Origin of the sequence: Litorisediminicola beolgyonensis, assembly GCF_042679605.1 — a bacterium.
Taxonomy (GTDB): Bacteria; Pseudomonadota; Alphaproteobacteria; order Rhodobacterales; family Rhodobacteraceae; genus Litorisediminicola; species Litorisediminicola beolgyonensis.
Genome location: NZ_JBHTMU010000052.1, coordinates 1 through 23,964, shown reverse-complemented (window position 1 = coordinate 23,964; position 23,964 = coordinate 1). Strand labels below are relative to the sequence as shown.

Genomic DNA, 23,964 nt, shown 5'->3' with positions numbered 1-23,964 from the left:
GCCCGCGCCCGCGCCGAGGCGGCGCTCGCGCGCGTTGGCCTCGCTGAGGCGGCGCAGCGACGTGTGGCGACCCTCAGCCACGGCGAGCGGCGACTTCTGGAAGTCGCCTGCGCCCTCAGCCTCGCGCCCCGCGCTTTCGTGATGGACGAACCGATGGCCGGGCTCGGCACCGAAGGCACGGGACGGCTCACCGCGCTTCTGGCCGAGCTCAAACGCCAAGCGCCGATCCTTCTCGTGGAGCATGACATGGACGCGGTCTTCGCGCTCGCGGACCGGATCAGCGTGCTGGTTTACGGGCGGGTGATCGCCACCGGCACGGTCTCGGAGATCCGCGCCAACGCGCAGGTCCGCGATGCCTATCTCGGAGAGAACACGTGAGCGGTCTGGTCCTCGACGATCTCCGCGCCTTCTACGGGCCGAGCCAGGCGCTGTTCGGCGTCTCGCTCTCCGTCGCGCCCGGCGAGACCGTGGCGCTCATGGGCCGCAACGGCATGGGCAAGACCACGACCGTGCGCGCGATCTGCGGCATGGTCCGCGCCACGGGCAGGCGGCACTACGCGGGGCAGGATCTGGCGCGCCTGCCGTCCCACAGGATCGCGCAGCTGGGCATCGGCCTCGTGCCCGAGGGCCGCCGCTGCTTCCGCGACCTGACCGTCGCCGAGAACCTCGTCGCGGCGGCGCGCCGGGGGGTATGGGACCTCGACCGCGTCACCGCGCTGTTCCCCCGCCTGGGGGAACGAGCGGGCCAGCGGGCCGCCACGCTCTCGGGCGGCGAGCAGCAGATGCTGGCGATCGGCCGCGCGCTGATGACCAATCCGAGCCTCCTCCTTCTCGACGAGGCGACCGAGGGGCTGGCCCCGCTGGTCCGCGCCGAGATCTGGGGGGCGATCCGGGGTCTCAAGGCGCAGTCGGACCTGTCGATCCTGGTGATCGACAAATCGCTGCGCGAGCTGGCCGGGGTCGCCGACCGCGCGGTGATCCTCGAACGGGGGCAGGTGGTCGCGGACACGCCCTTCGCAGGGCTCACGCGCGAGGAGACCGACCGCTACCTGGGCGTTTGAGCTTCGGCCAGAAGCGACGCGCCCGCGTCCGAGGGCGCCTCCGCCGCCGTGCGCGGCGGCGGGCTGCGGTAGGGGCCCGTCGCCTCGAAGGCCGTGGCATAGGCCAGAAGATCGGTATCGGACCAGCCGCGCCCCGCGAAGGTCAGCCCGGCGGGCATGCCGATATCCTCGGCAAGCCCCATCGGCACGGTGACCGTCGGCACGCCCATATGCCGGATCGCGAGGTTGCCATTGGCGATCCACGTCCCGTTCCGCCAGGCGAGATCCGCCGAAGTCCGGCTCACATCCGCATCTGCCGGCCCGATATCGGCCACGGCCGGAAAGATCACGGCGTCGAGCCCGAGCCCGTCCATCCACTCTTCGAGATCGACGCGCCGCGTCGCCTCGAGCCCTTTGAGCCCGTCCGCCAGACCGGGAATATCCTCGAAGCGCTCGCGCGGATAGGCGCGGGCAAAGGCCGGGTAGTCGGCGATATCGTCCTCGAACCCGTGATAGCGGTCGGGCAGGGCGCCCTCGGGCCGCGGGAAGATCTGAGCGCCGTCGACATCGGCGAGCCGGTTCAGGCGCGGGTCGCCATTGCGGCGCAGGAAATCGTCCCAGGACCAGACCGAGAGGTCCCAGATCTCGCGGGTCAGGTAGGCAGGCGTCACGAACCCGCGCGTGCGGATCGTGGGCGCGCCGGGCCGGTCGCCCTCGTAATTGGTGACGAGCGGGAAATCGGTGAGCACCACCTCGGCGCCCGCGGCCTCGAGCGCCGCGCGGGCGCGGTCGAGCAGCGCGATGAAGGACGCCCGCGTCTCGATCCGCTGCCCCGTCGGCCCGCCGATCCCGCCTTGGGGATTGGTCCCGGCCTCGGGATCGGCATTGGCATACATGCGCGGCAGCCCGAAGCGGCGGCCCTTAAGAGACGCGGATCGCGCGAGCGCCGCGTAGGAGGCGGGGCGGACCTCGGACGGTGTCGGCAGCGCGACCCAGGGCTGCGCGCGCCAGAAATCGCCGCCGGTCTCGGGGTCGTCCGCGACGATCACGTCGAGAAGCGCCAGCATGTCCGCCATCGAGCGCGTGTGCGGCACCACCACGTCCATGGTCGGCACGAGCGGCCAGTTGCCCCGGACCGAGATCACGCCCCGGCTCGGGGTGTAGGCGCAGAGCGCGTTGTTGGCGGCAGGGGCGCGCCCGCTCGACCACGTCTCCTCGCCAAGCCCGAAGGCCGCGAAGCTCGCCGCCGTGGCGCTGCCCGATCCGTTCGAGGAGCCCGAAGCGAAGGCCGCGGTCAGGTACTCGGCATTGTAGGGGCTCTCGGCGCGGCCATAGACGCCGCGCTGCATGCCGCCATTGGCCATGGGCGGCATGTTGGTCAGCCCGATCAGGATCGCCCCCGCCGCCCGGAGCCGCTCGATGACGAAGGCATCGTCCTGCGCCACGAGATCGGCAAAGGCCGGAGAGCCGCTGGCGACGGTCAGCCCGCGCGCCTTGTAGCTGTCCTTGGCGGTGTAGGGGATGCCGTCGAAGGGCGAGAGCGTCGCACCCGCTTTACGCCGCGCATCCGAGGCCCGCGCCTCGTCCAGAGCGTGCGCGTTCAGGACAGGCACGGCGTTGAGGCACGGCCCCGCCCGGTCGAACCAGGCGACCCGGTCGAGATAGGCGCCGACCAGCGCTTCGGCCGTGGTCTCGCCCGAGGCCAGCGCGGCCTGCAGATCGGCGATCGAGGCTTCGATCACGGTCATGGCGCGGAGGCGCGCGGCTGCTGCTGGGTGATGCAATGGATGCCGCCGCCGCGGGCGAAGAGCTCGCGCGCATCGAGGGTCACGATCTCCCGGCCGGGATAGGCGTGGCCGAGGATCTCCGCCGCGCGCGCATCTTCCTTGGGCTCTCCGAACCCGCAGGCGATGACCGCGCCGTTGATCGCCAGGTGATTGACATAGGAATAGTCGACCCAGCCCTCGGCATCGCGCAGAAGCTCCGGCGCCGGAAGCTCGATGATCTCGAAGGGCGCGCCCGAGGCATCCCGCGCCGCCTCCAGTTCCGCGCGCAGCGCCTGCATCACCGCGTGATCCGGGTGCTCGGGGTTGTCCTGCACATGCAGCAGGATCTGTCCCGGCGCGGGGCAGGTCGCGACCATGTCCACATGGCCGGAGGTGCCGAAGGCCTCGTAGTCGCGGGTCAGCCCGCGCGACAGCCAGACCGGGTTCGTCGCGCCCAGGAGCCGCGCCATCTCGGCCTCGACCCGGCCCCGGTCGGCATGGGGGTTCCGCTCGGCTCCGAGCTGCACCGTGTCGGTCAGAAGCACCGTGCCCGCCCCGTCGACATGCAGCCCGCCGCCCTCGTTCACCAGAAGCGAGGGCAGGCGCTCGGCGCCCGCGATTTCGGCGATGAAGGCGGCGACGTAGCGGTCGGGGCCGGGATCGGACCAATCCTGACCGCCCCAGCCGTTGAAGATCCAGTCGACCGCTCCGAGCCGTCCATCATCTGACAGAACGAAGGTCGGGCCGGTGTCGCGCATCCAGAACTCGCCGATGGGATGCTCGACGCGGGTGATCTCGCCCGAGAGCATCGACGCGGCGCGCGCCGTCTCGGTCGGATCGACGACCATCGTGACGGGCATGCGCTCGGCGATGGTGTTGGCGACCATGGCCCAGGCCGCGTATCCCGCAGCGCGCTCGGCCTCGGTCGCGCCAAGGGTCATGCCCTGGCGCGGAAACGCCATCCAGATACGCTCTTGCGGGGCCGTCTCCGGCGGCATCGTCCAGTTCATGCGGCCCTCCTGGCCCGGTTTGATTCGCCGGAGACCCCCGGCGCGCGCAGCATGGGAGTTTCCCCCCGAAGGTCCAGAGCCCGGCACGCAAACGCAGATGCGCCGACCCCGTGTCGACGGGATCGGCGCATTGCAGACGTGAGACGGCGATCAGGCGGCGCTCGGCACCTCGAAGGCGGGCGCGGTCAGCGCCGCCCAGGAGTGCGGCAGGCTCGTGCCCTTGAGCGCGGCGATCGCGTTGTCGGCCAAGGCGGCGCAGCTGTCGCTGCCCGGGTAGACCTTGACCGGGGCGATCCGCTCGACCGCGGCGCTGACACCGGCGACGATCTGGTCGCTCTTGGCCAGCTCTCCCGTCAGCACGATCGCGTCGAGATCGAAGGCCACGACCGAGGCCATCGCTCCGATGGTCTTGGCGATCTGGTAGATCATCGCATCGAGCACCCGCGCGGCCTCGGTGTCGCCCGCGTCGATCCGGGCCTCGACCTCGGCGATGTCGGCGGTGCCGAGATAGGCGTGGACGCCGCCTTGGGCGTAGAGCCGCTCGACCAGGCCGTCGCGTGTGGCATAGCCCGAGAAGCACTGGTCGATGAGCGACAGGGGCGGCAGGCCGCCGGCGCTTGTCGTCGAGAAGGGCGCGCCCTCCATCCAGTGGCTGCCATCGACCAGCTTGCCGCCGATCAGCGGCGCGATCGAGATCGCGTCGTCGAGCTGGGCGATCACCGCGCGGAGCTCATCAAAGCCCTTGCGGCTGTCCTTGGCGAGCTTGCGGCCCGCGGCCCGGATGTTGAGCGCGTCGAGATCGGAGAAGCGCGGCATCTCGGGAGTGCCCGACAGGCGGGCCACGTCGCGGAACTCGTCGAGCGTCGCGGGATCGGCGACGAAGGCCGGAACCTCCCAGGAGGCGGCGAGCGCCAGAGCCAGCGCCGGGCCGAGATTGCTCGGGTGATGATAGACCGGCGCGTAGAGCGCGGTCTGGGCGAGATCGGCGGTGACCTCGATGACACCCGCCGGTGCGACCGGCAGCATGCCCGCCGGAGCCGCGACCGCAACCACGCGGTCAGTGTCCTTCAGCGCGCCGTCGAGGAAGCTCTGCACCGCCCAGAGCCGCAGCTCGTGCTGGGAGGCATAGCCCGGCAGCGTGGCCAGCACGGCCTCATCATGGGCAAGCGTGTCCTCGGCCACGCATTTCTTGCTCTTGGCGCGCATCTGGTAGACGGCGCAGCGCGTGGTGGTCGCGCCGGGGCATACGGTGACGATCAGGTCGCGGGGCATGGGAAAAGTCCTTTCGGTGAAAGGGGGGGACGTGGACGCAGGCGACATCGCGTCGCCTGCGCCGATCTGGAAGCGCCGTGTGGTGGCCTCAGGCCGCCTGGGCCTGGCGGCGGTCCATGACGGTGGTGATCGCGGCCTCGAGAATGTCGAGCGCCTCGTCCAGCATCTCGTGCTGGATGGTCAGCGGCGGCAGCAGGCGGACGACGTTGCCGAAAACACCGCAGGCCAGGATGATCAGACCGCGGGCCTCGGCCTCGGCCACGATCTCGTTGCAGAGCGCGGCGTCGGGCGTGCGTGCGGAGCGATCCGACACGAGCTCGATCGCCATCATCGCGCCCAGGCCGCGCACCTCGCCGATCCCGGCGCCCGCGGGCGTCTGGGACAGCGCGTCGAGCCGCGACTTGATCGTCGCGCCGATCTCGGTGGCGCGGGCGCAGAGGCCCTCTTCCTCGATCACGTCGAGCACCGCATGGGCGGCGGCGACGGCGAGCGGGTTGCCGGCATAGGTGCCGCCGAGCCCGCCGGGGCTGGCCGCATCGGCGATCTCGGCGCGGCCGGTGACCGCGGAGACCGGGAAGCCGCCCGCAAGACCTTTGGCCATGCAGGTGATGTCGGCGGCGACGCCCGCGTGCTCGAAGGCGAAGAGCGTGCCGGTCCGGCCGATCCCGGCCTGGACCTCGTCGGCGATCAGGACGATGCCGTGCTGGTCACAGAGCGCGCGGAGCGCCTGCAGGAACGGGGTCGGCGCGACGTAGAAGCCGCCTTCGCCCTGCACCGGCTCCACGATGATCGCGGCGACGCGGTCGGCCTGGATCGAGCTGCGGAAGAGCCGCTGCAGATCGGCCATCGCGTCCTCGGTGGTCAGGCCGTGATACTCGTGCGGGAAGGGCGCGTGGTAGATCTCGGCCGGCATCGCCCCGAAATCCTTCTTGTAGGGCGCGGTCTTGCCGGTCAGGGCCATGCCCATCAGCGTGCGGCCGTGGAAACCGCCGGAAAACGCGATGACGCCCGAGCGGCCGGTATAGGCGCGGGCCATCTTGACGGCGTTCTCGACCGCCTCGGCACCGGTGGTGGCCAGCATGGTCTTCTTCGCGAAATCGCCCGGCGTCAGCGCGTTCAGGCGCTCGGCGAGCGCGACATAGCCTTCGTACTGCGCGACCTGGAAACAGGTGTGGGTGAAGAGCTCGGCCTGCTCTGCGACAGCGGCCATGACCTTGGGGTGACGGTGGCCGGTGTTGTTGACCGCGATGCCCACGGCGAGGTCGATGAAGCGGCGGCCATCGGCATCCCAGAGCTCGGCGTTCTCGGCGCGAGACACGGTGATGGACCGGGCGCCGACGCCGTTGGCCACGGCTTCGCCCTTGCGGCGGATCAGATCTTGAGAGCGCGACATCTGGGACTCCTGCTGCGAAAATCTCGGCGACTCGTCTAGCATCGGTCAAAATATTGAGCAATCGAAATCGCTATTTTTTGAGCAGCGTCGTTTCGAATATTGTGCGCCGCGATGGGCCAAGCTACTGTCGCGGCATGAATGATATGTCCTCGGAACCCCAGTTCGACGTCGGTCTGCGCTTGAAAGAGCTTAGGACAAACTTCGGCTTGTCTCAACGTCAGCTGGCCGATCAGGCGCAGGTGCCGCATGGATTGATCTCGATGATCGAGACCAACAAGAGCAGCCCCTCCGTCGCGTCCTTGCGCAAGATATTGGGCGGCCTTGGCATCAGCCTATCGGAATTCTTCGAGCCGGAAAACCCGGTCACCGACCAGGTCTTCTTCACCCCGGCGGAAACCCGCGACCTGACCTCGCTTCTCGCGGGCGAGGGGGGCGGCATCGAATCCCGCCTGTCGCTGCGCCAGGTCGGCGATGCGCGGCGGCACAATCTCCAGGTGCTGCACGAGACCTACGATCCGGGCGCGGATACCGGCGAGGGCATGCTCGAACATTTCGGCTCAGAAGGCGGCATCGTGGTCTCGGGCGAGGTCGAGATCACCGTCGACGGCCAGACCCGGGTTTTGAAGGCGGGCGACAGCTACCTCTTCTCCTCGTCGCTGCCGCACCGGTTCCGCAACCGCTCCGACCGGCCCGCGGTCGTGATCTCGGCCTGCACGCCGCCCTATCTCTGAGCGCTCCGCTCAGCCCGCCCAACTCACACCGCTGAGATCGCTCCTGATGCGGATCGTCTCGGCGAGCCTGAGCGGCGCGACGGTCCGTCCGATCAGCGCCGCCGGAACCGCGGTCGCGGCCTGAAGCGCGGTCTCGAGCGGGACGCGGGCCTCCTTGACCAGCACCCGGATCGCCGTCGTGAGATCCAGATCGGCGCCTGCCAGCGTGCCATCGCCCAGCGTCAGTCGCCCGTCGCGCCGGGTGATCCACCGACCGCCAAGCTCGAACCCGTCCAGATCCGTGCCCGCGACCGCCATCGCGTCGCTCACGAGGAACATCCGCCCCGGACCGGTCTTGGCGGCCCAGGCGGCGCGCAGGCTCGCGGGGTGCACATGCACCCCGTCGGCGATCAGCCCGACCGACAGCGCGCCGGTATCGAGCGCCGCGCCGACAAGCCCCGGAGCGCGCGAACCAAGCTGGCTCATGGCGTTGAACAGATGCGTGACGACGCGCGCACCCGCCGCCGCGTAGCGCTGGCAGGTCTCGTAATCGGCGTCGCTATGCCCGAGCGAGACGAGCACTCCCGCGCGCGCCAAAGCCGCCACCTGCGCCTCGGTGACGTTCTCCGGCGCGAGCGTGATCTTGAGGACAGGCAGCGCCGCCGCGGCGTCCAGAAGCAGGTCCAGATCTTCCGCCGTCATAGGCCGGATCAGCGCGGGGTCATGCGCGCCCTTGCGCGCCAATGACAGGTGCGGCCCTTCGAGATGCAGCCCGGCGATCCCCGGCACGCCCTCGGCCACCGCCGCGCGCACCGCCGCGATCGTGGCGCGCGTCGTCTCTGGCGTGTCGGTGATGAGCGTCGGCAGGAGCGCCGCAACGCCCAAGCTCCGATGCGCCTCGGCGATGCGGCGCAGCGTCTCGACCGAGGGCGTATCGCCGAGCATCACCCCGCCGCCGCCATTGACCTGGAGATCGACATATCCGGGGCTCAGGATATCGCCGCCGAGATCGACCACGCGGCCCTCGGGGGCCAACTCCGCCTCGGGCTCGAGGGCCACGGCCAGCCCGTCCTCGAAGCGGATCGCGGCGAGGTCGTGCAGGCGCTTGCCGTCGAAGACGCGGCCATTGCAGAACGTCGTGACGCTCATGGCGCACACGGCGTGGAGGGGCGAGGCATCGAAGGACCTCTCAATCGAGCGAGAAATCCCCGGGCACGTGCAGGATCTCGCGGTCCACATCGGTGATGAACCGGTGACCGCACAGCGCCATCGAGCTGTCGAGCTCGGCCCGGATGACTTCGAGCGCGCGCTCGACCCCCTGCTGACCCATCGCGCCCAGCCCGTAGACATAGGCGCGCCCGATATAGGTGGCCTTGGCGCCGAGCGCGATCGCCTTGAGCACGTCCTGGCCCGACCGGATGCCGCTGTCGAAGTGCACCTCGATCTTGTCGCCGACCGCGTCGACCACCCGCTCGAGCGCGCGGATCGAGCTGATCGCACCGTCAAGCTGCCGCCCGCCATGGTTCGACACCACGATGGCATCGGCGCCGACATTCACCGCTTCCTGCGCGTCGCGGGCATCCATGATCCCCTTCACGATCAGCGGCCCGCCCCACATCTTGCGGAACTGCCGGATGCGGTCCCAGTCGAGCGACTGGTCGAAGGCCTGCGCGGTCCAGGACGAGAGCGATGAGGGGTCGGTGACGCCCTTGGCGTGGCCCACGATATTGCCGAAGAAGCGGTTCTTCGTGGACAGCATGCCAAGGCCCCACTTCACCTTGGTCGCCATGTTCGCGACCGACTTCACCGTCAGCTTGGGCGGCGCGGAGAGTCCGTTCTTGATGTCCCTGTGGCGCTGGCCCAGGAGCTGCAGATCGACCGTCACGATCGCCGCCGAGCAGTTCGCGGCCTTCGCCCGGTCGAAGAGCCGCTGCATGAAATCGTCGTCCTTGAGCGTGTAGACCTGCATCCAGAACGGCTTGGAGGTTGCCGCTGCCACCTGCTCGATCGAGCAGATCGACATGGTCGAGAGCGAGTAGGGCACGCCCATCTTCTCGGCGGCGCGGGCGGCCTTGATCTCGCCGTCCCAGTGCTGCATCCCCGTGAGCCCCACGGGTGCGAGCGCCACCGGCATCGACACCTCTTCGCCGATCATCGTGGTGGCCAGCGACCGGTTCGCCATGTCCTTGGCGACGCGCTGGCGGAAATGGATCTTGTCGAAATCGGTCACGTTCTCGCGGAAGGTCTGCTCCGACCACGACCCGCTCTCGGTGTAATCGTAGAACATCTTCGGCACGCGGCGCTTGTAGAGGCGTTTGAGATCGGCGATTTCGGTGATGACGGGCATGGGACCTCCTCTGCGCGCAAGTGGCGTGCTTCTCAGGACGTAGCGCAGGAACGCGGTCTGAGCAACGCGGGCTGGACCGGCGGGCGCGCCGCGCCATGTCTCGTCGCTGGTGCGCGTAACGAGAGCAGGGCCACGATGGACAACATGGTTTTCATGGGCCTGCTGGGCAGTCTCGGGGCCGGGCTGATGACCGGGGTCGGGGCGCTCCCGGTGCTTTTCGGGCGCACGATCTCGCGGGCGACGAGCGATCTGCTTCTGGGCTTCGCCGCGGGGGTGATGATCTCGGCCTCGTTCTTCTCGCTGATCCTGCCCGGTCTGGACGCCGCCGAGGCGCTCTACGGCACCGCGTTCCTGGCCTCGCTACAGGCCGCAATCGGCGTGATCCTCGGCGCGGGCGCGGTATGGTGGCTGAACGAAGCGCTGCCGCACGAGCATTTCATCACCGGGCCCGAGGGCGCGGACCCGGGCGCCATGCCGCGCATCTGGCTCTTCATCATCGCGATCACGATCCACAATTTCCCCGAGGGCATGGCCGTGGGCATCGGCTTTGGCGGCGGCGATGTCGCCAAGGGCCTGTCGCTTGCCACCGGCATCGGGCTCCAGAACGCGCCCGAAGGGCTGGCGGTCGCGGTGGCGCTGCGCGGGCAGGGCATCGCGGCGTGCAAATCGCTGCTGGTGGCGCTCCTGACCGGCCTCGTCGAGCCCGTGGGCGGTCTCGTCGGCGCTGCGGCGGTAACCGTGTCGGAATATGTCCTGCCGCTCGGGCTGACCTTCGCGGCAGGGGCGATGCTCTACATCATCAGCCACGAGATCATCCCCGAGACCCACCGCCATGGCCACCAGACCCGCGCGACTTCGGGGCTGATCTTCGGCCTCGTCCTGATGATGATCCTCGACGTGACGCTGGGCTGAGCCCGGCTCAGTGCAGCTTGAGCTTCGGTCGCAGAACCTTATTCACCCGGCCCGCGACGATCATGAAGACGCCGCTCAGCCAGCCATGCACCGCCAGAAGGTGCATCCGGTAAAGCGAGTTATAGGCGAAGCGCGCGATCCGGCCCTCGACCGCCATCGAGCCGCCCATGAGATTGCCCATCAGGTTCCCCACGGTCTCGAAGCGCGAGAGGTTCACCAGCGCGCCGTAATCGCGGTATTCGAAATCGGTGAGCGGCTTGCCTTCCATGAGGCGGCTTAGATTGGCGAAGACATGGCTCGCCATCTGATGCGCCGATTGCGCACGCGGCGGGACCGGAGCGTCGCGACCGGGAAGTTCGCAATGGGCGCAGTCGCCGATGGCGAAGATGCGGTCTTCGTTTGTGGTCTGGAGCGTCGGGCGCACCACGAACCGCGCGATCCGGTCGGTTTCGAGATCGCTCATCTCCGGCACCTCGTATTCGCCGCGCACGCCCGCGGCCCAGAGGATCATGTCCGCCTCGATCACGCCCTCGTCCTTGACGTGAACGCGGCCCGCCTCGACCTCGGTGACCATCGCGCCGGTCTTGACCTCGATCCCGAGCGCGCGCAGCTCCTCGGCCGCGGTCTCGGAAAGATCCTCCTTCAGCGCCGGGAGGATGCGCGGTCCCGCTTCGAGAAGCCGGACCTCAAGCGCGTCCTCGTCGAAGGTCTCGAGCCCGTAGGTCCTGAGCCCCTTGGCCGCGTTGAACAGCTCCGCCGAAAGCTCCACCCCGGTCGCGCCGCCGCCGACGATGCAGATCTTCAGCTTGGCATCCTCGCCGCGCTCGCGCTGCTCGTTGACGCGCAGGCAGCGGTTCAGGAGCCGCTTCCGGAACGCATCGGCCTGGCGCCGGTGTTCGAGGAACATCGCGTGCTCGCGCACGCCCGGAATGCCGAAATCGTTCGAGATCCCGCCGATGGCGAGCACGAGGTAATCGTAGCGGATTTCATGCCGGTCGAGGATCACCTCGCCATCCTCGTCCAGGAGCGGCTCGGTCACGACCACCTGCCGCTCGCGGTCGATCCGCTCCAGCGTGCCGTTGAAGAAGCGGTAGCCCCATCGCGCGGCATGGCCACCATAGCCCACCTCGTCGAGGTTCGGGTCGAGCGATCCCGCCGCCACCTCGTGCAGGAGCGGCTTCCAGACATGGGTGCGGTCGCGGTCGATCAGGATAATGTCGTATTTCTCGCGGCCGTATTTCGCGCCGAGCTTGCGCACGAGCTCGAGCCCCGCGGCCCCGCCGCCCACGACAACGATCTGCGTTTTCCGTTTCGACATCGCCAGTCCCTCCGGTTCTTGTCTCAGGAGATACGCCCAAGCCGCGCACGGGCAAGCGGCTTCTCGGCACACCGAGGCATACCCCGGTGTGCCCCGGAATACCGTTCGGGCCCGGCGCAACGCGATGACCGCCCGTGGGACCGGAACGAGCGGAGCCGCGCGCTTGCGCCCGCCTGCCGCGCAATTTCCGGTCGCGGAGGCACGGATCGGCCCCGGCCGGGACGGATCGCCGCACCCGGTCGTCCTGCTGGATTAATGCGCTGCTGGAGCCCCGTTCAGGCCCCGTTCAGGCCCTGTGCGCGCCCTCGGCGAGGCCTTTCACGAAGCCCAGGATCTCCTCGACGCTGCGCCCGTCGGCGATCTCGCCGACGATGGCCGAGCCCACCACGCAGCCATCGGCGACGCTGGCGATCTCTTCTGCCGTCTCGGGCGTGCGGATGCCGAAGCCCACGATCACCGGCAGATCGGTCTGCGCCTTGATCCGCGCGACCTCGGGGCCGACCTCGCCCGATTGCGCGGCCGCCGCGCCGGTGATCCCGGTGATCGAGACGTAGTAGACGAAGCCGCTGGTGTTCTCGAGCACCTTGGGCAGGCGCTTGTCGTCGGTCGTGGGCGTGGCGAGGCGTATGAAGTTCAGCCCGGCCTTCTGCGCCGGGATGCAGAGCTCGTCATCTTCCTCGGGCGGCAGGTCCACGACGATCAGACCGTCGACGCCCGCCTCCTGCGCGTCGGCCAGGAACCGGTCGACGCCGCGCGAATAGATCGGGTTGTAGTAGCCCATGAGCACGATCGGCGTCTCCTGATCGCCCTCGCGGAAGCGCCGCACGGTCTCGAGCGTTTTCTCAAGCGTCATGCCGCCCGCAAGCGCGCGCTGGCCGGCCAGCTGGATCGTCGGGCCGTCGGCCATCGGGTCGGTGAAGGGCAGACCCAGCTCGATGATGTCGACCCCTGCACCCGGCAGTCCCTTGACCACCTCGAGCGCGCTGTCGAAATCCGGGTCGCCCGCCATGACATAGGCCACAAAGGCCTTTTTCCCCTCGGCGCGAAGCTTTTCGAAACGGGCGTCGATGCGGGTCATGTCGGTCCTCCCCGAGGCGGTGTCTGGCTCGACACTCCACCTGCCCGAGCGGCGGCGGAAAGGCAAGACGGGGCAGGGAAACGCGCCCTTGCCGTAGACCCCGCCTTCGGGCCACGCTGACCCTCGGGGCGGCAATCTGTGCGGGAGGACCAGCATGTATGTCACGGTCAACGGGGCGCGACTGTTCTTCGACGTCGATGGCGAGGCGCTGACGCCGGTCGGCGGCGAGATGCGCCAGAAGCCGACCGTGGTGATGGTGCATGGCGGACCGGGCGCGGATCACAGTGTCTCGAAGCCGTTTTTCTCGCAGCTCACCGACATTGCGCAGGTCGTCTATTACGACCACCGCGGCAATGGCCGGAGCGACCTTTGCGACCCGGAGACCTGGACGCTGGCGCAATGGGGTGACGATCTGAAGGGGCTCTGCGATGCGCTCGGGATCGAGAAACCCATCGTGATCGGCACGTCCTTCGGCGGGTTCGTGACGCTCTCCTATGCCACGCGCCATCCCGGTCACGCGGCGGGTCTGGTGCTGATCAGCACCGCCGCGCATGTGGATTTCTCCGAGGTCTACGCCGCCTACGGGCGGCGCGGCGGCCCCGAGATCGAAGAGATCGCGCGCAATTACTGGGACGCGCCGAGCGATGCGGGCCGGGCGCTCTATCGCGACCGCTGCGTGCCGCTCTACACGGTGCGCCGCGATCTCGGCACCGAGTGGCTCTCGCGGATCGTCTGGCGCAACGAGACCGCTCTCTGGTTCAACGGTCCCGGCAACGAACATGGCCGGATGGAAATGCGGCCCGATCTCGGCAGGGTCACGGCGCCTGCGCTGGTGATGGTGGGCAAGGACGACCCGATCACGCCGCCGGTCTTCAGCGACGCGCTCGCGCGGGGGCTCGCCGTGCCGCCCGAGCGCTATCTGACCCTCGACCGCTGTGGCCACGGGGTCGTGGCCGACCGCCCCGAAGCGGCGCTGGCTGCTATCCGCGCCTTCATTGCCGAGGTCGGTTCCGCCTGAGCACGATCAGGACCGCTCCGACGCCGCCCGGCTCAGGTCTTTGTGCATCGCGTAATTATGGATCTCGACGCCGTTATAGGGGAACTCCCGGCGCGCATCGGTCACGAACCCCTGCTTTTCGAAGAAGCGCCGCGCCGCCTCGCTGGCCTCGACGCGCAGCTGGCGGATCCCCCTCTCGACCGCCGCCTCTTCGAGCGTCCGGTAGAGCGCGGCTCCGACACCCGTTCCCGCCACGTCCGGGCGGCAGTAGAACCGGTCGATATGCCCGTCCGCCTCCAACTCGATGAACCCGAGCGGCCGGTCCTCCGCGTCGGTGGCGACCCAGACCTGCCGCTCCTCCGATATTCGGGACGCGAACTGCTCCGCGCTCGCCGGAGCGGGGCTCCACGCCCTGCGCTGCGCGGCGCTGTAGGCCTGCGACGCGGGCCCGTGGACGGCCTCGTGGAAGATCGCCGCGAGCGCGGAGGCGTCCTGGGCTGTGTAGGGGCGGATCTGCATGGCGGCGTGATAGGCGCGGGCCGCACCTCCCTCAAGCCCCGGGCGGGGCTAGCGGTCGCGGGGCGTCCAGTCGCTCTCGGCGTCGCGCGGGCCGCGCTGGGCCAGCTTCATCGCAAGGCCGACGCCGCAGCCCGCGCCGATGGCCACCGTCAGATCGACCGTCACCGTCAGCACCAGCGTCATCAGCAGGAGAAACAGATCCGACCGCGCGCCCGCCAGGTATCCCCGCCATTTCTGCGGCTCGCTCATGTTCCACGCGGTCATCATCAGGAGCGCGGCGAGCGCGGGCATGGCCAGCGCCCCGGTCAGGGGGGCGGCGACCATGAGGATGAGGAGGATCGTGACCGCATGAATGAGCCCCGCGACCGGCGTCTGGCCGCCTGCGCGGATATTTGTCGCGGTCCGCGCGATGGCGCCGGTGGCGGGCAGGCCTCCGAAGAGGGCCGAGGCGATGTTCGCCGCGCCCTGGGCGGTCAGTTCGGCATTGGGGCGGTGGTGGCCGTCGATCATCCGGTCGGCGACCATCGCCGAGAGCAGCGACTCGATCCCCGCCAGGAAGGCGATGACGATGGCCGAGGGCACCAGTTCTTCGATCCGCGCCCAGCTCAGCTCGGGCAGATGCGGCGCGGGCAGGCCCGAGGGTAGGGCGCCGAAGCGGGTCTCGATGGTGTCGACGGTAAGGCCGAGACCCGCTCCGACCAGCGACGCCACCGCGACCGCCACGATCAGCCCGGGAAAGCGCGGCGCGATCCGGCGGAGCGCCACGATCAGCCCCATCGCCAGAAGCCCGATCCCGAGGCTCGCGGGATCGACCGTGTCGCGCACGGCCCAGAGCGCGGGCAGTTTCTCCAGGAACTCCGCCGGAACGGGCGGGCCGGAAAGGCCGAAGAGATCCTTGATCTGGCTCGCTGCGATGATCACCGCGATGCCGATGGTGAAGCCGTGGATCACCGCCTCGGGGACATAGGCGATCAGCCGCCCGGCGCGCAGGTAGCCCGCGACCAGAAGGAGACCGCCCGCCATCAGCGTCGCGATCACCAGCCCGTCATAGCCATGCTCGGCGATCACTCCGAAGACCACGACCACGAAGGCCCCGGTCGGCCCGCCGATCTGCACGCGGCTGCCACCCAGGGCCGAGATCACGAAACCCGCGACCACCGCCGTCACCAGCCCCTGCGCAGGCTCCGCGCCCGAGGCGATGGCGATGGCGATGCTGAGCGGCAGGGCGACGAGCGCGACCGTGATCCCGGCGATCAGATCGGCCGAGAATTGCCGGGCATCATAGGTCCGGAGCGTGGTCAGGAGCTTGGGCTGGCGCATGAGGGAGGTCGCCTGTTGATGCCTCCCGGGTTACGCCTCTCCGCCGCGGCCCGCAACGACCATCTGCGCCTTTCGGTCAGCGGCGCGGACGCGGATCCCGGACGCCTGCCCAGCTGTCCTCGTCGAACCAGTTGCATTCCAGCTCGGGCTTTTCCGCCTTCAGCGCCATGAACTGCGCCTTGGGGGCGTTCAGCGCGGTGCCGAAGATCTCCAGGTTCGGCATCGTCGCCAGCGGCGACAGGTCCTGATCCTCAAGCGTGGTGCCGGTCAGGAACAGCGCCTCGAGCGCGAAGCCCTCGAGCGGCGCGAGGCTCGGGATCGGATGCTTGGTCCACATGCTGCCTTCGACACCGAGCGCCACGAGCCGGTCCTTGAGCGGTAGAAGCCAGTCGAGCCCGGTCATGTGCTTGGCGCTGGAGAGAAAGAGATGGGTCAGCGCGGGCAGGGCGCAGACCGGGGTGAAATCCGCCAGATGCCGCGGGCCCTCGATCTTGAGCACCGTCAGGTTTTCGAGCTCGGCCAGCGGCGCCAGGTCGCGCGCCATCACCGGCCAGCCCAGTTCGAGGTAGTCGAGCTGTTTCAGCCGCGCGATCTCTTCGAGCATCGGCTGGTCGACCTTCTCGGTCACGAGCTTCCGCAGCGACTGCGCCTCGCCCAGGCCACGGTAAGATTTGCCCTCGCGCCCGATCCCGATGCAGTCGGCGCCGTCGGGGATGTCGGCGGCGCGCTCGTACCAGACCATGTCGGGCCGCAGCTTGTGCAGCCAGACCCGGTATCGTTCGTTCAACTCGGAATAGGACATGGGAGACCTGCTATCTCGGCGCTTGCGCCGCCACCGCTCTCAAGATCGGAGCGCAGGGCGCGGGAGGTCAACGAAAAACCGCGCCGCCCGTCTCGGGGCGACGCGGTCCAACGGTCTCAGTGATGGGTCAGCTCACGTCCTTGTAGCTGACCTCCTTGACGTCCGATCCGGCGGTCTTCTCGCGCCGGACGAGCAGGCGGTTCAGCGCATTCACATAGGCCTTGGCCGAGGCGACCACCGTGTCGGTATCGGCCGACTGGCCGGTGGCGATCATGCCGTCCTCTTCGAGCCGCACGCTGACCGTGGCCTGCGCGTCGGTGCCCTCGGTCACCGCGTTCACCTGGTAGAGCTGGAGCCGCGCCTTGTTGGGATGCAGCTCGCGCACCGCCTTGAAGGTCGCGTCCACCGGGCCGTCGCCCTGGCAGGTGGCGGAGCGCTCCTCGCCGTCGATCTCCATCTCCAGCTCCGCCGTCGCCGGACCGCCGGTGCCGCAGACGACCTTGAGGTTCACCACCTGCAGCCGTTCCGCCGCGCCGTCGGTCGTGGTCGCGGTGACCAGCGCGAGGATGTCCTCGTCATAGACCTCCTTCTTGCGGTCGGCCAATTCCTTGAACCGCACGAAGAGATCCTTGAGCTGGTTGTCCCCGGCCTCGACGCCCAGGTCCTTGAGCTTGGCGCGCAGCGCCGCGCGGCCCGAATGCTTGCCCATGACGAGGTTGGTGGCCGAGAGACCCACATCCTCGGGGCGCATGATCTCGAAGGTCTCGGCGTTCTTCAGCATCCCGTCCTGGTGGATGCCGGACTCGTGGGCGAAAGCGTTCTTGCCGACTATGGCCTTGTTGGGCTGCACCTGGAAGCCCGAGACGGTCGCGACCCGGCGCGAGATATGCATGATCTTGCGGGTGTCGATATTGGTCTCGAAGGGCATGATGTCGCCGCGCACGCGCATCGCCATCACCACCTCTTCGAGCGCGGTGTTGCCCGCCCGCTCGCCGAGACCGTTGATCGTGCACTCGATCTGCCGCGCACCGCCCTCGACCGCCGCCAGGGCGTTCGCCGTCGCCATGCCGAGATCGTTGTGGCAGTGGGTGGCGAAGACCACGTCATCGGCACCGGGCACCGTCTCGATCAGGCGCCGGATCAGGTCGGCGCTCTCGCGCGGCGCGGTGTAGCCCACCGTGTCGGGAATGTTGATCGTCGAGGCGCCCGCCTTGATCGCGATCTCGACCACCCGGCAGAGATAGTCCCACTCGGTCCGCGTCGCGTCCATCGGCGACCACTGCACGTTGTCGCAGAGATTGCGCGCGTGGCTCACCGTCTCCTGGATGCGCTCGGCCATCTCGTCCATGGTCAGGTTCGGGATGGCGCGGTGCAGCGGCGAGGTGCCGATGAAGGTGTGGATGCGGGGCTTCGCGGCATGGCGCACCGCGTCCCAGCAGCGGTCGATATCGGTCAGGTTGGCACGGGCGAGGCCGCAGATCACCGCGTCCTTGGAGCGCTGGGCGATCTCCGAGACGGCGCGGAAATCCCCTTCCGAGGCGATCGGGAACCCGGCCTCGATGATGTCGACGCCCATGTCGTCCAGAAGCTCCGCGATCTCAAGCTTCTCGGCATGGGTCATGGTCGCGCCGGGGGATTGCTCGCCGTCGCGCAAGGTGGTGTCGAAGATCACCACGCGGTCTTTGGTCGTGTCGGTCATGTCATCTGTCTCTGATTGAGGTGCTTCTCGTCTCGGGTCGGCGCGTCCCGGTCTCCCCTGAGCGGCCGCGCCGAGAGGCGCCGCTCAGAGGCGGATAAGGAGAAGCAGGCCAAGCGTCGCCGCCGCGCAAGCGCGGGCAGGGCGGACGATATGAGCCTCGGTCAACATGCGCGAACTATAGGCGAGCCGTCGAGCGGGTGGAACCCCGGAAAACGCATCTTCGCTGGAGCGTGGCTTTGGGTCTATGGCGCGGGTTCTGGGGTGGTGTGGCTGCTTGAGAGGACGCCTCAGCGCCGGGTCTCGCCGCGCCCGCCACCGCGGTTGCGCAGCTCCTGCTCGGTCATCCTATCGACGATCGTGTCCTTGTCGGCAAAGAGAAACACACGCGCTCCGTGCAGCGCCAGCGCGAGACCCCAGCCGAGGATCGGCCAGATCACCCAGCCCGTCCCGGGCGAGGCGAGGGCGTCGAAGATCACCAGAAGAGTGATCACGGCGATGAACACCACGGCATGGATGTAGAAGCGGTACTTGCCCTCCGCACGACCCCTGGCCCGGTCATATGCGCTGCGTCCGGTCATCGCGCTCTCCTCCAGATCCGTTCGATTAATGTCGAAGATGCGTAGCGCAAGGCCGCGCCGGGCCCCATGATCCAGATCAAGAGCGCTTAGGTGAGAGGGACGGGGGGAGCAGGCGATCCTGTGCGGCGCTTATATGGGTGCTGAACCTCTCGGGAGATCGTCCGGATCATCCCCTCGCGGACCGAAAAGTCTCAGGTCCGCGAGACATCGTTTCTTGCAAGCGCGCGGTCCGAAACCCGGTCAGACCGTGAGATGAACGCGCCCAACCCAGGGCGCGCCCATCGGATCAGGCAAGTTGCGCCAGCGCCACCCGCGCTTCGGCGAAGGTCAGAAGCTTCCGCCGGTCGGCGCACCAGAGATGCCGCCGCGCCGTGGCGAGGCTCTCGCGGATGGTCATCCGGTTGATCCCGGCCAGCGCCGCGTGATCGCGGAGCACCTCGGGCAGCCGGTAGAAGGGGATGCGGGAATTGACGTGGTGGACATGGTGGATGCCGATATTGGCGCTCAGCCATTGCAGCCAGCGGGGCAGAACGTAAAGCGAACTGCCATGCAGCGCCGCGTCGTGCAGCTGCCAGTCGGTCTCGTGGTCCCAATGGGTCTCCTCGAACTGGTGCTGCACGTAGAAGAGCCACATGCCCGCGGTCGCCGCCAGAAGCGTCGAGGGCAGGAAGATCAGAAGGATCGGCGCGAGGCCCCCGGCCGCGTAGAGACCTGCGAGCATCGCGAGGATCGCGCCGTTGGTGAGCATCGCGCTCACCCAGTAGCGCGCGGTGTCGGTCAGCCCCACCGGCACCCGGTTCTGCAACAGAAAGAGCCAGCCCGGCCCCAGTCCGAACAGCACCACCGGGTTGCGGTAGACGCGGTAGAGCAGCTTCCGGTGCGGCGGGAGCGCGGCGTATTCGGTCACCGTCAGCGTGGTGATGTCGCCGATGCCCCGGCGGCAGAGATTGCCGGCGCTGCCGTGATGGATCGCGTGCTGGCGGCGCCAGACATCGTAGGGCGTCAGCGTGACCACGCCGAGAACCCGGCCCAGCCAGTCGCTCGCCGTGCGGCTGGCGAAGAACGCGCCGTGGCCGCAATCGTGCTGGATGCAGAAGAGCCGCAGAAGAAAGCCCGCGTTGCAGAGCGCCAGCGCCACGGTCAGCGGGTAGCTGACCGAGAGCGCCCACCAGGACAGCGCCCAGAGCGCCAGGAACGGCCCCACGGTCACGCCGAGCTCGAAGAGCGAACGGCCGAGCGAGGGGTCACGATAGGCTAGAAGGGTCCGGACCCAGTCTCGGGTCGTAGGCGTATCGGGCCCGTGGCTGCGGGTCTCTTGCATCTGTCTGCTCGCATATGGCTGTTCTTCCCTGAACACTGGATAGGACATCCCGGCCACCTCTGGAAAGATAACTCGCCCCGATCACGCATATTTTCTTTGCGTCCAGAATGGCTCTATCCCGATGCCCCGCCGCGCAATGACGGCTTGCCAGGAGCGGCGCGCGCGGAGTATAGCGGCGCCATGACGACCGCGATCCGCATCCGACGAGGCGCCTGAGCCTCCCGCCGCCGCCCGCGCGCCTCTGCGCCCGGGCCCCGATCCGTTCGTCCGCACTCCCAACTTGACGCCGCCCGAGCCGCTTGGCACCTATCGGGCTTCCATGATGGAGACAGTCATGATCCCTGCCGTTCTGCCGACTTACAATCGCGCGCCCCTGACCTTCGTGAAGGGCGAAGGCGCCTGGCTGATCGAGGCCGACGGCCGACGCTTCCTCGATCTCGGCGCGGGCATCGCGGTGAACGCGCTCGGCCATGCCCATCCGCGGCTCGTCGAGACGCTCAAGCGGCAGGGCGAGACGCTCTGGCACGTCTCCAACCTCTACCGCATCCCCGAGCAGGAGGCTCTGGCCGCACGGCTGGTCGAGGCGACCTTCGCCGACACGGTCTTCTTCACCAATTCCGGCACCGAGGCCTGCGAGCTCGCGGTCAAGATGGCGCGCAAGTTCTGGTTCGACCGGGACCGGCCGCACAAGACCGACATCATCACGGTCTCGGGCAGCTTCCACGGCCGCTCCGCGGCGGGCATCGCCGCCGCCGGGTCCGAGAAGATGACCAAGGGCTTCGCGCCGCTCCTGCCGGGCTTCACCTCGGTGCCCTGGGGCGATCACGACGCGCTCACCGCGGCGATCACCGACACGACCGGCGCGATCCTGATCGAGCCCGTGCAGGGCGAGGGCGGCATCCGCCCGGTGCCCGACCAGTGCCTCAAGGGCCTGCGCAAGCTCTGCGACGAGAACGATCTCCTCCTGATCTTCGACGAGGTCCAGTGCGGCATGGGCCGCACCGGACGGCTCTTCGCCCATGAATGGGCGGGGGTGACCCCGGACATCATGATGGTGGCCAAGGGGATCGGCGGCGGCTTCCCGCTGGGCGCGGTGCTGGCCACCGAACGCGCCGCCTCGGGCATGACCGCGGGCACGCATGGCTCGACCTATGGCGGCAACCCGCTGGCCTGCGCCATCGGCAACACGGTGATGGAGGTCATCTCCGACAAGGCCTTCCTCGACCGCGTCAACCGCATCGCGGGCCGCTTCCGGCAGAAGCTCGAAGGGCTCGTCGCCCTGCATCCGCAGGTCTTCGAAGAGGTCCGCGGGCAGGGGCTGATGCTCGGCCTCAAATGCCGCGCGCCCAATACCGACGTGGTGCAGGCAGGCTACGGCTTCGAGGTGCTGACCGTGCCCGCCGCCGACAATGTGGTGCGCCTCCTGCCGCCCCTGACCCTGACCGATGCCGAGATCGACACCGCGATCGACCGGCTCACCCATGCCGCGACGAAGGTGGCCCTCGAGACCAAATCCTGAGCTTCTTCTTTTTCCAAATACGCCACGCAGCGGGGCCCATGGCAGGACCCGGTGCGGCAGGCAGACCGGACCCCTGACATGAACCATTTCCTCGATATCCACACCACCGCGCCCGACGATCTCCGGGCGATCCTCGCCCAGGCCCATGCGATGAAGACCGCCCGCAACGGCGCGCCCAAGGCCACGCCCGACGCCGAGCAGCCGCTCAGCGGCCACATGGTCGCGCTGATCTTCGAGAAACCCTCGACCCGAACCCGCGTCAGCTTCGATGTCGGCGTCCGCCAGATGGGCGGCGAGACCATGGTGCTCTCGGGCAACGACATGCAGCTCGGTCACGGCGAGACCATCGCCGACACCGCGCGGGTGCTGTCGCGCTACGTGGATCTCATCATGATCCGCACCTTCGACGAAAGCGTGCTGACCGAGATGGCCGAGTTCGCGAGCGTGCCGGTGATCAACGGCCTGACCGACCGGACCCATCCCTGCCAGATCATGGCCGACCTGATGACCTACGAGGAATATCGCGGCCCGATCCAGGGCAAGAAGGTGGTCTGGTCCGGTGACGGCAACAATGTCTGCGCCTCCTGGCTGCACGCGGCGGGCCAGTTGGGCTTCGATCTGACCTTCACCGGACCCGTGCAGCTGGACCCGGAGATGGAGTTCGTGGGGCTCGCCAAGTCCAAGGGCGCCGAGATCACCATCGAGCGCGATCCCGTCCGGGCCGTCGAGGGCGCGGATCTGGTGATCACCGACACCTGGGTGTCGATGCATGACGCGCAATCCGCCCGCGAGCGGCGCCACAACATGCTCAGGCCCTATCAGGTGAACGCGAGCCTGATGAGCCACGCCAAGCCCGACGCGCTCTTCATGCATTGCCTGCCCGCGCATCGCGAAGAGGAGGTCACCTCCGAGGTGATGGACGGGCCGCAATCGGTGATCTGGGACGAGGCCGAGAACCGCCTGCATGCGCAGAAGGCGGTGATGCGCTGGTGCCTCGGACGGTGAGCCGAGCCCGCGCGGCTGCGCCGCCGAATTCCGAACCGGAATTCGCGCGATATCCGGTTCGGATATCGCCTCCCGCCCGATGACGGGTTTGCCCATCGACCCGGCGCTGCCCGAGCTTCTCGCGGCGCTGGGCGCCCATCGCCGCGCGGTGCTCGAAGCGCCGCCCGGCGCGGGCAAGACCACCCGCGTGCCGCTGGCGCTTCTCGAGAGCGGGCTCTGCGACGGCACCATCCTGATGCTCGAGCCGCGCCGCCTCGCCGCCCGCGCCGCCGCCGAGCGCCTGGCCGAGACGCTGGGCGAGGCTCCGGGCGACACCGTCGGCTACCGGATGCGCGGCGAGGCGAAGGTCTCCGCCCGCACTCGGATCGAGGTTGTCACCGAGGGCATCCTGACCCGCCGCCTGCAATCCGACCCCGAGCTCAAGGGCGTCTCCGCCGTCCTTTTCGACGAGTTTCACGAACGCTCGCTCAATGCCGATCTGGGCCTCGCGCTCTGCCTCGACATCGCGGGCGCGCTCCGCGACGACCTGATCCTCCTGCCGATGTCGGCGACCCTCGACGCGGGCCCGCTCGCCGCGCTCATGGACGCCCCCCGCGTCACCGCGGAGGGCCGCGCCTTCCCGGTCGAGACCCGCTGGCTCGACCGTCCGCGCCCCAAGACCCAAACGTTCGAGGACGGTCTCGCCGATCTCGTCCGCGCCGCCCATGACGCGACCCAGGGCGGCATCCTCGTCTTCCTGCCGGGCGAGGGCGAGATCCGCCGCCTGGCCGCCCGGCTCGAGGGGACGCTCCCCGCGACCACCCATCTGCGGCCGCTCTTCGGAGCGATGGACATCGCCGAGCAGCGCGCCGCGATCCGGCCCGAGACCTCGGGGCGCAAGCTCGTCCTCGCCACCAACATCGCCGAGACCTCGCTCACCATCGAGGACATCCGCGTCGTCGTCGATGGCGGGCTCGCCCGCCGCGCGCGCTTCGATCCGGGCTCGGGCATGTCCCGGCTCGTAACTGACCGCGTCACCCGCGCCGAGGCCACCCAGCGCGCGGGCCGCGCGGGCCGCGTCGCGCCCGGCGTGGCCTTCCGCTTCTGGACCCGGGGAGAGGAGGGCGCGCTCGTCAGCCATCCGCCCGCCGAGATCGAGGCCGCCGATCTCGCGGGCCTCGCGCTGGAACTGGCCGCCTGGGGCGCCGGGCCCGGTGACCTGCCGTTCCTGACCGCGCCCAATCCCGGCGCCTATGCCGAGGCGCAGGCGCTCCTTCGCGCGCTCGGCGCGCTCGATCGCGAGAACCGGATCACGCCCCATGGCCGCGCGCTGACGCGCCTGCCGCTCCATCCCCGCCTGGCCCATATGCTGAGCGTCG

Annotated in this window: 22 protein-coding genes; 8 read left to right on the top strand and 14 right to left on the bottom strand. The window is 69.0% G+C overall.

Annotation, left to right across the window (positions count from 1 at the left end):
- Both ACFQ4E_RS18800 and ACFQ4E_RS18795 read left to right on the top strand, forming a co-directional pair.
- Positions 1-378: ABC transporter ATP-binding protein C-terminal domain-containing protein (locus ACFQ4E_RS18800; protein WP_386806073.1), on the top strand; the 378-nt coding region annotated here is incomplete at its 5' end.
- Positions 375-1,061 (top strand): ABC transporter ATP-binding protein, encoded by a 687-nt coding sequence (locus ACFQ4E_RS18795; RefSeq protein ID WP_386806072.1) that lies wholly within the window; start codon positions 375-377, stop codon positions 1,059-1,061. The genes ACFQ4E_RS18800 and ACFQ4E_RS18795, both read left to right, overlap by 4 nt.
- Here the strand turns inward: ACFQ4E_RS18795 and ACFQ4E_RS18790 are convergent.
- The 4 genes from ACFQ4E_RS18790 to gabT all read right to left on the bottom strand — a co-directional run bounded on the left by ACFQ4E_RS18790 (position 1,046) and on the right by gabT (position 6,481).
- Positions 1,046-2,788, bottom strand: a complete 1,743-nt coding sequence (locus tag ACFQ4E_RS18790; protein WP_386806071.1) for an amidase — start codon at positions 2,786-2,788, stop codon at positions 1,046-1,048. The genes ACFQ4E_RS18795 and ACFQ4E_RS18790 overlap by 16 nt on opposite strands.
- Positions 2,785-3,816 (bottom strand): agmatine deiminase family protein, encoded by a 1,032-nt coding sequence (locus ACFQ4E_RS18785; RefSeq protein WP_386806070.1) that lies wholly within the window; start codon positions 3,814-3,816, stop codon positions 2,785-2,787. Before ACFQ4E_RS18785 ends, ACFQ4E_RS18790 begins: the two co-directional genes overlap by 4 nt.
- A 150-nt stretch (positions 3,817-3,966) precedes the next feature.
- On the bottom strand, positions 3,967-5,088 hold the full coding sequence (locus ACFQ4E_RS18780) for a butyrate kinase (RefSeq protein ID WP_386806069.1): 1,122 nt from the start codon (positions 5,086-5,088) through the stop codon (positions 3,967-3,969).
- Between the two features lie 88 nt (positions 5,089-5,176).
- Positions 5,177-6,481 (bottom strand): 4-aminobutyrate--2-oxoglutarate transaminase, encoded by a 1,305-nt coding sequence (gabT, locus tag ACFQ4E_RS18775; RefSeq protein ID WP_386806068.1) that lies wholly within the window; start codon positions 6,479-6,481, stop codon positions 5,177-5,179.
- Positions 6,482-6,615: 134 nt separating this feature from the next.
- On the opposite strand from gabT, the gene ACFQ4E_RS18770 reads away from it, so the two are divergent.
- A complete protein-coding gene (locus tag ACFQ4E_RS18770; RefSeq protein WP_386806067.1) occupies positions 6,616-7,212 on the top strand; it encodes a cupin domain-containing protein in 597 nt (198 codons plus the stop codon).
- Positions 7,213-7,221: 9 nt separating this feature from the next.
- Here the strand turns inward: ACFQ4E_RS18770 and nagA are convergent, their stop codons facing one another.
- Together nagA and ACFQ4E_RS18760 are read right to left on the bottom strand one after the other, a co-directional pair.
- Entirely contained in the window at positions 7,222-8,340 is a 1,119-nt protein-coding gene (nagA, locus tag ACFQ4E_RS18765) for an N-acetylglucosamine-6-phosphate deacetylase (RefSeq protein ID WP_386806066.1), read from the bottom strand.
- A 40-nt stretch (positions 8,341-8,380) separates the two neighbouring features.
- The gene (locus ACFQ4E_RS18760) at positions 8,381-9,538 is read right to left on the bottom strand and encodes an alpha-hydroxy acid oxidase (protein ID WP_386806065.1); all 1,158 of its coding nucleotides are present in this window, start codon (positions 9,536-9,538) and stop codon (positions 8,381-8,383) included.
- 135 nt (positions 9,539-9,673) lie between these two features.
- Here ACFQ4E_RS18760 and ACFQ4E_RS18755 point away from each other — a divergent pair, with 135 nt between their 5' ends.
- A complete protein-coding gene (locus ACFQ4E_RS18755; protein WP_386806064.1) occupies positions 9,674-10,450 on the top strand; it encodes a ZIP family metal transporter in 777 nt (258 codons plus the stop codon).
- 7 nt (positions 10,451-10,457) lie between these two features.
- On the opposite strand, the gene ACFQ4E_RS18750 is transcribed toward ACFQ4E_RS18755, so the two are convergent.
- Together ACFQ4E_RS18750 and trpA are read right to left on the bottom strand one after the other, a co-directional pair.
- Positions 10,458-11,768 (bottom strand): NAD(P)/FAD-dependent oxidoreductase, encoded by a 1,311-nt coding sequence (locus tag ACFQ4E_RS18750; RefSeq protein ID WP_386806063.1) that lies wholly within the window; start codon positions 11,766-11,768, stop codon positions 10,458-10,460.
- A 286-nt stretch (positions 11,769-12,054) separates the two neighbouring features.
- Positions 12,055-12,846 (bottom strand): tryptophan synthase subunit alpha, encoded by a 792-nt coding sequence (gene trpA, locus ACFQ4E_RS18745; protein WP_386806062.1) that lies wholly within the window; start codon positions 12,844-12,846, stop codon positions 12,055-12,057.
- Between the two features lie 154 nt (positions 12,847-13,000).
- Here trpA and ACFQ4E_RS18740 point away from each other — a divergent pair, with 154 nt between their 5' ends.
- On the top strand, positions 13,001-13,864 hold the full coding sequence (locus tag ACFQ4E_RS18740; protein WP_386806061.1) for an alpha/beta fold hydrolase: 864 nt from the start codon (positions 13,001-13,003) through the stop codon (positions 13,862-13,864).
- A gap of 6 nt (positions 13,865-13,870) precedes the next feature.
- On the opposite strand, the gene ACFQ4E_RS18735 is transcribed toward ACFQ4E_RS18740, so the two are convergent.
- The 6 genes from ACFQ4E_RS18735 to ACFQ4E_RS18710 all read right to left on the bottom strand — a co-directional run bounded on the left by ACFQ4E_RS18735 (position 13,871) and on the right by ACFQ4E_RS18710 (position 20,082).
- Positions 13,871-14,362: a GNAT family N-acetyltransferase gene (locus tag ACFQ4E_RS18735; protein WP_386806060.1), complete on the bottom strand. Its 492-nt coding sequence runs from the start codon at positions 14,360-14,362 to the stop codon at positions 13,871-13,873.
- A gap of 48 nt (positions 14,363-14,410) precedes the next feature.
- Positions 14,411-15,682: a SulP family inorganic anion transporter gene (locus ACFQ4E_RS18730; protein WP_386806059.1), complete on the bottom strand. Its 1,272-nt coding sequence runs from the start codon at positions 15,680-15,682 to the stop codon at positions 14,411-14,413.
- A 76-nt stretch (positions 15,683-15,758) separates the two neighbouring features.
- On the bottom strand, positions 15,759-16,484 hold the full coding sequence (locus tag ACFQ4E_RS18725; RefSeq protein WP_386806058.1) for a hypothetical protein: 726 nt from the start codon (positions 16,482-16,484) through the stop codon (positions 15,759-15,761).
- Positions 16,485-16,611: 127 nt separating this feature from the next.
- The gene (locus tag ACFQ4E_RS18720) at positions 16,612-18,183 is read right to left on the bottom strand and encodes a 2-isopropylmalate synthase (RefSeq protein WP_386806057.1); all 1,572 of its coding nucleotides are present in this window, start codon (positions 18,181-18,183) and stop codon (positions 16,612-16,614) included.
- A 287-nt stretch (positions 18,184-18,470) separates the two neighbouring features.
- Positions 18,471-18,761, bottom strand: a complete 291-nt coding sequence (locus tag ACFQ4E_RS18715) for a 2TM domain-containing protein (RefSeq protein ID WP_386806056.1) — start codon at positions 18,759-18,761, stop codon at positions 18,471-18,473.
- Positions 18,762-19,047: 286 nt separating this feature from the next.
- Complete coding sequence (locus ACFQ4E_RS18710) at positions 19,048-20,082, bottom strand: fatty acid desaturase (RefSeq protein WP_386806055.1); 1,035 nt, start codon at positions 20,080-20,082, stop codon at positions 19,048-19,050.
- 334 nt (positions 20,083-20,416) lie between these two features.
- Between ACFQ4E_RS18710 and ACFQ4E_RS18705 the strand changes: the two genes are divergently transcribed.
- The 3 genes from ACFQ4E_RS18705 to hrpB all read left to right on the top strand — a co-directional run.
- Positions 20,417-21,601: an aspartate aminotransferase family protein gene (locus ACFQ4E_RS18705; protein WP_386806054.1), complete on the top strand. Its 1,185-nt coding sequence runs from the start codon at positions 20,417-20,419 to the stop codon at positions 21,599-21,601.
- Between the two features lie 78 nt (positions 21,602-21,679).
- The gene (gene argF / locus ACFQ4E_RS18700) at positions 21,680-22,606 is read left to right on the top strand and encodes an ornithine carbamoyltransferase (protein ID WP_386806053.1); all 927 of its coding nucleotides are present in this window, start codon (positions 21,680-21,682) and stop codon (positions 22,604-22,606) included.
- Positions 22,607-22,685: 79 nt separating this feature from the next.
- Positions 22,686-23,964 (top strand): ATP-dependent helicase HrpB (hrpB, locus tag ACFQ4E_RS18695; protein WP_386806052.1); only part of this gene is annotated, 1,279 nt, incomplete at its 3' end.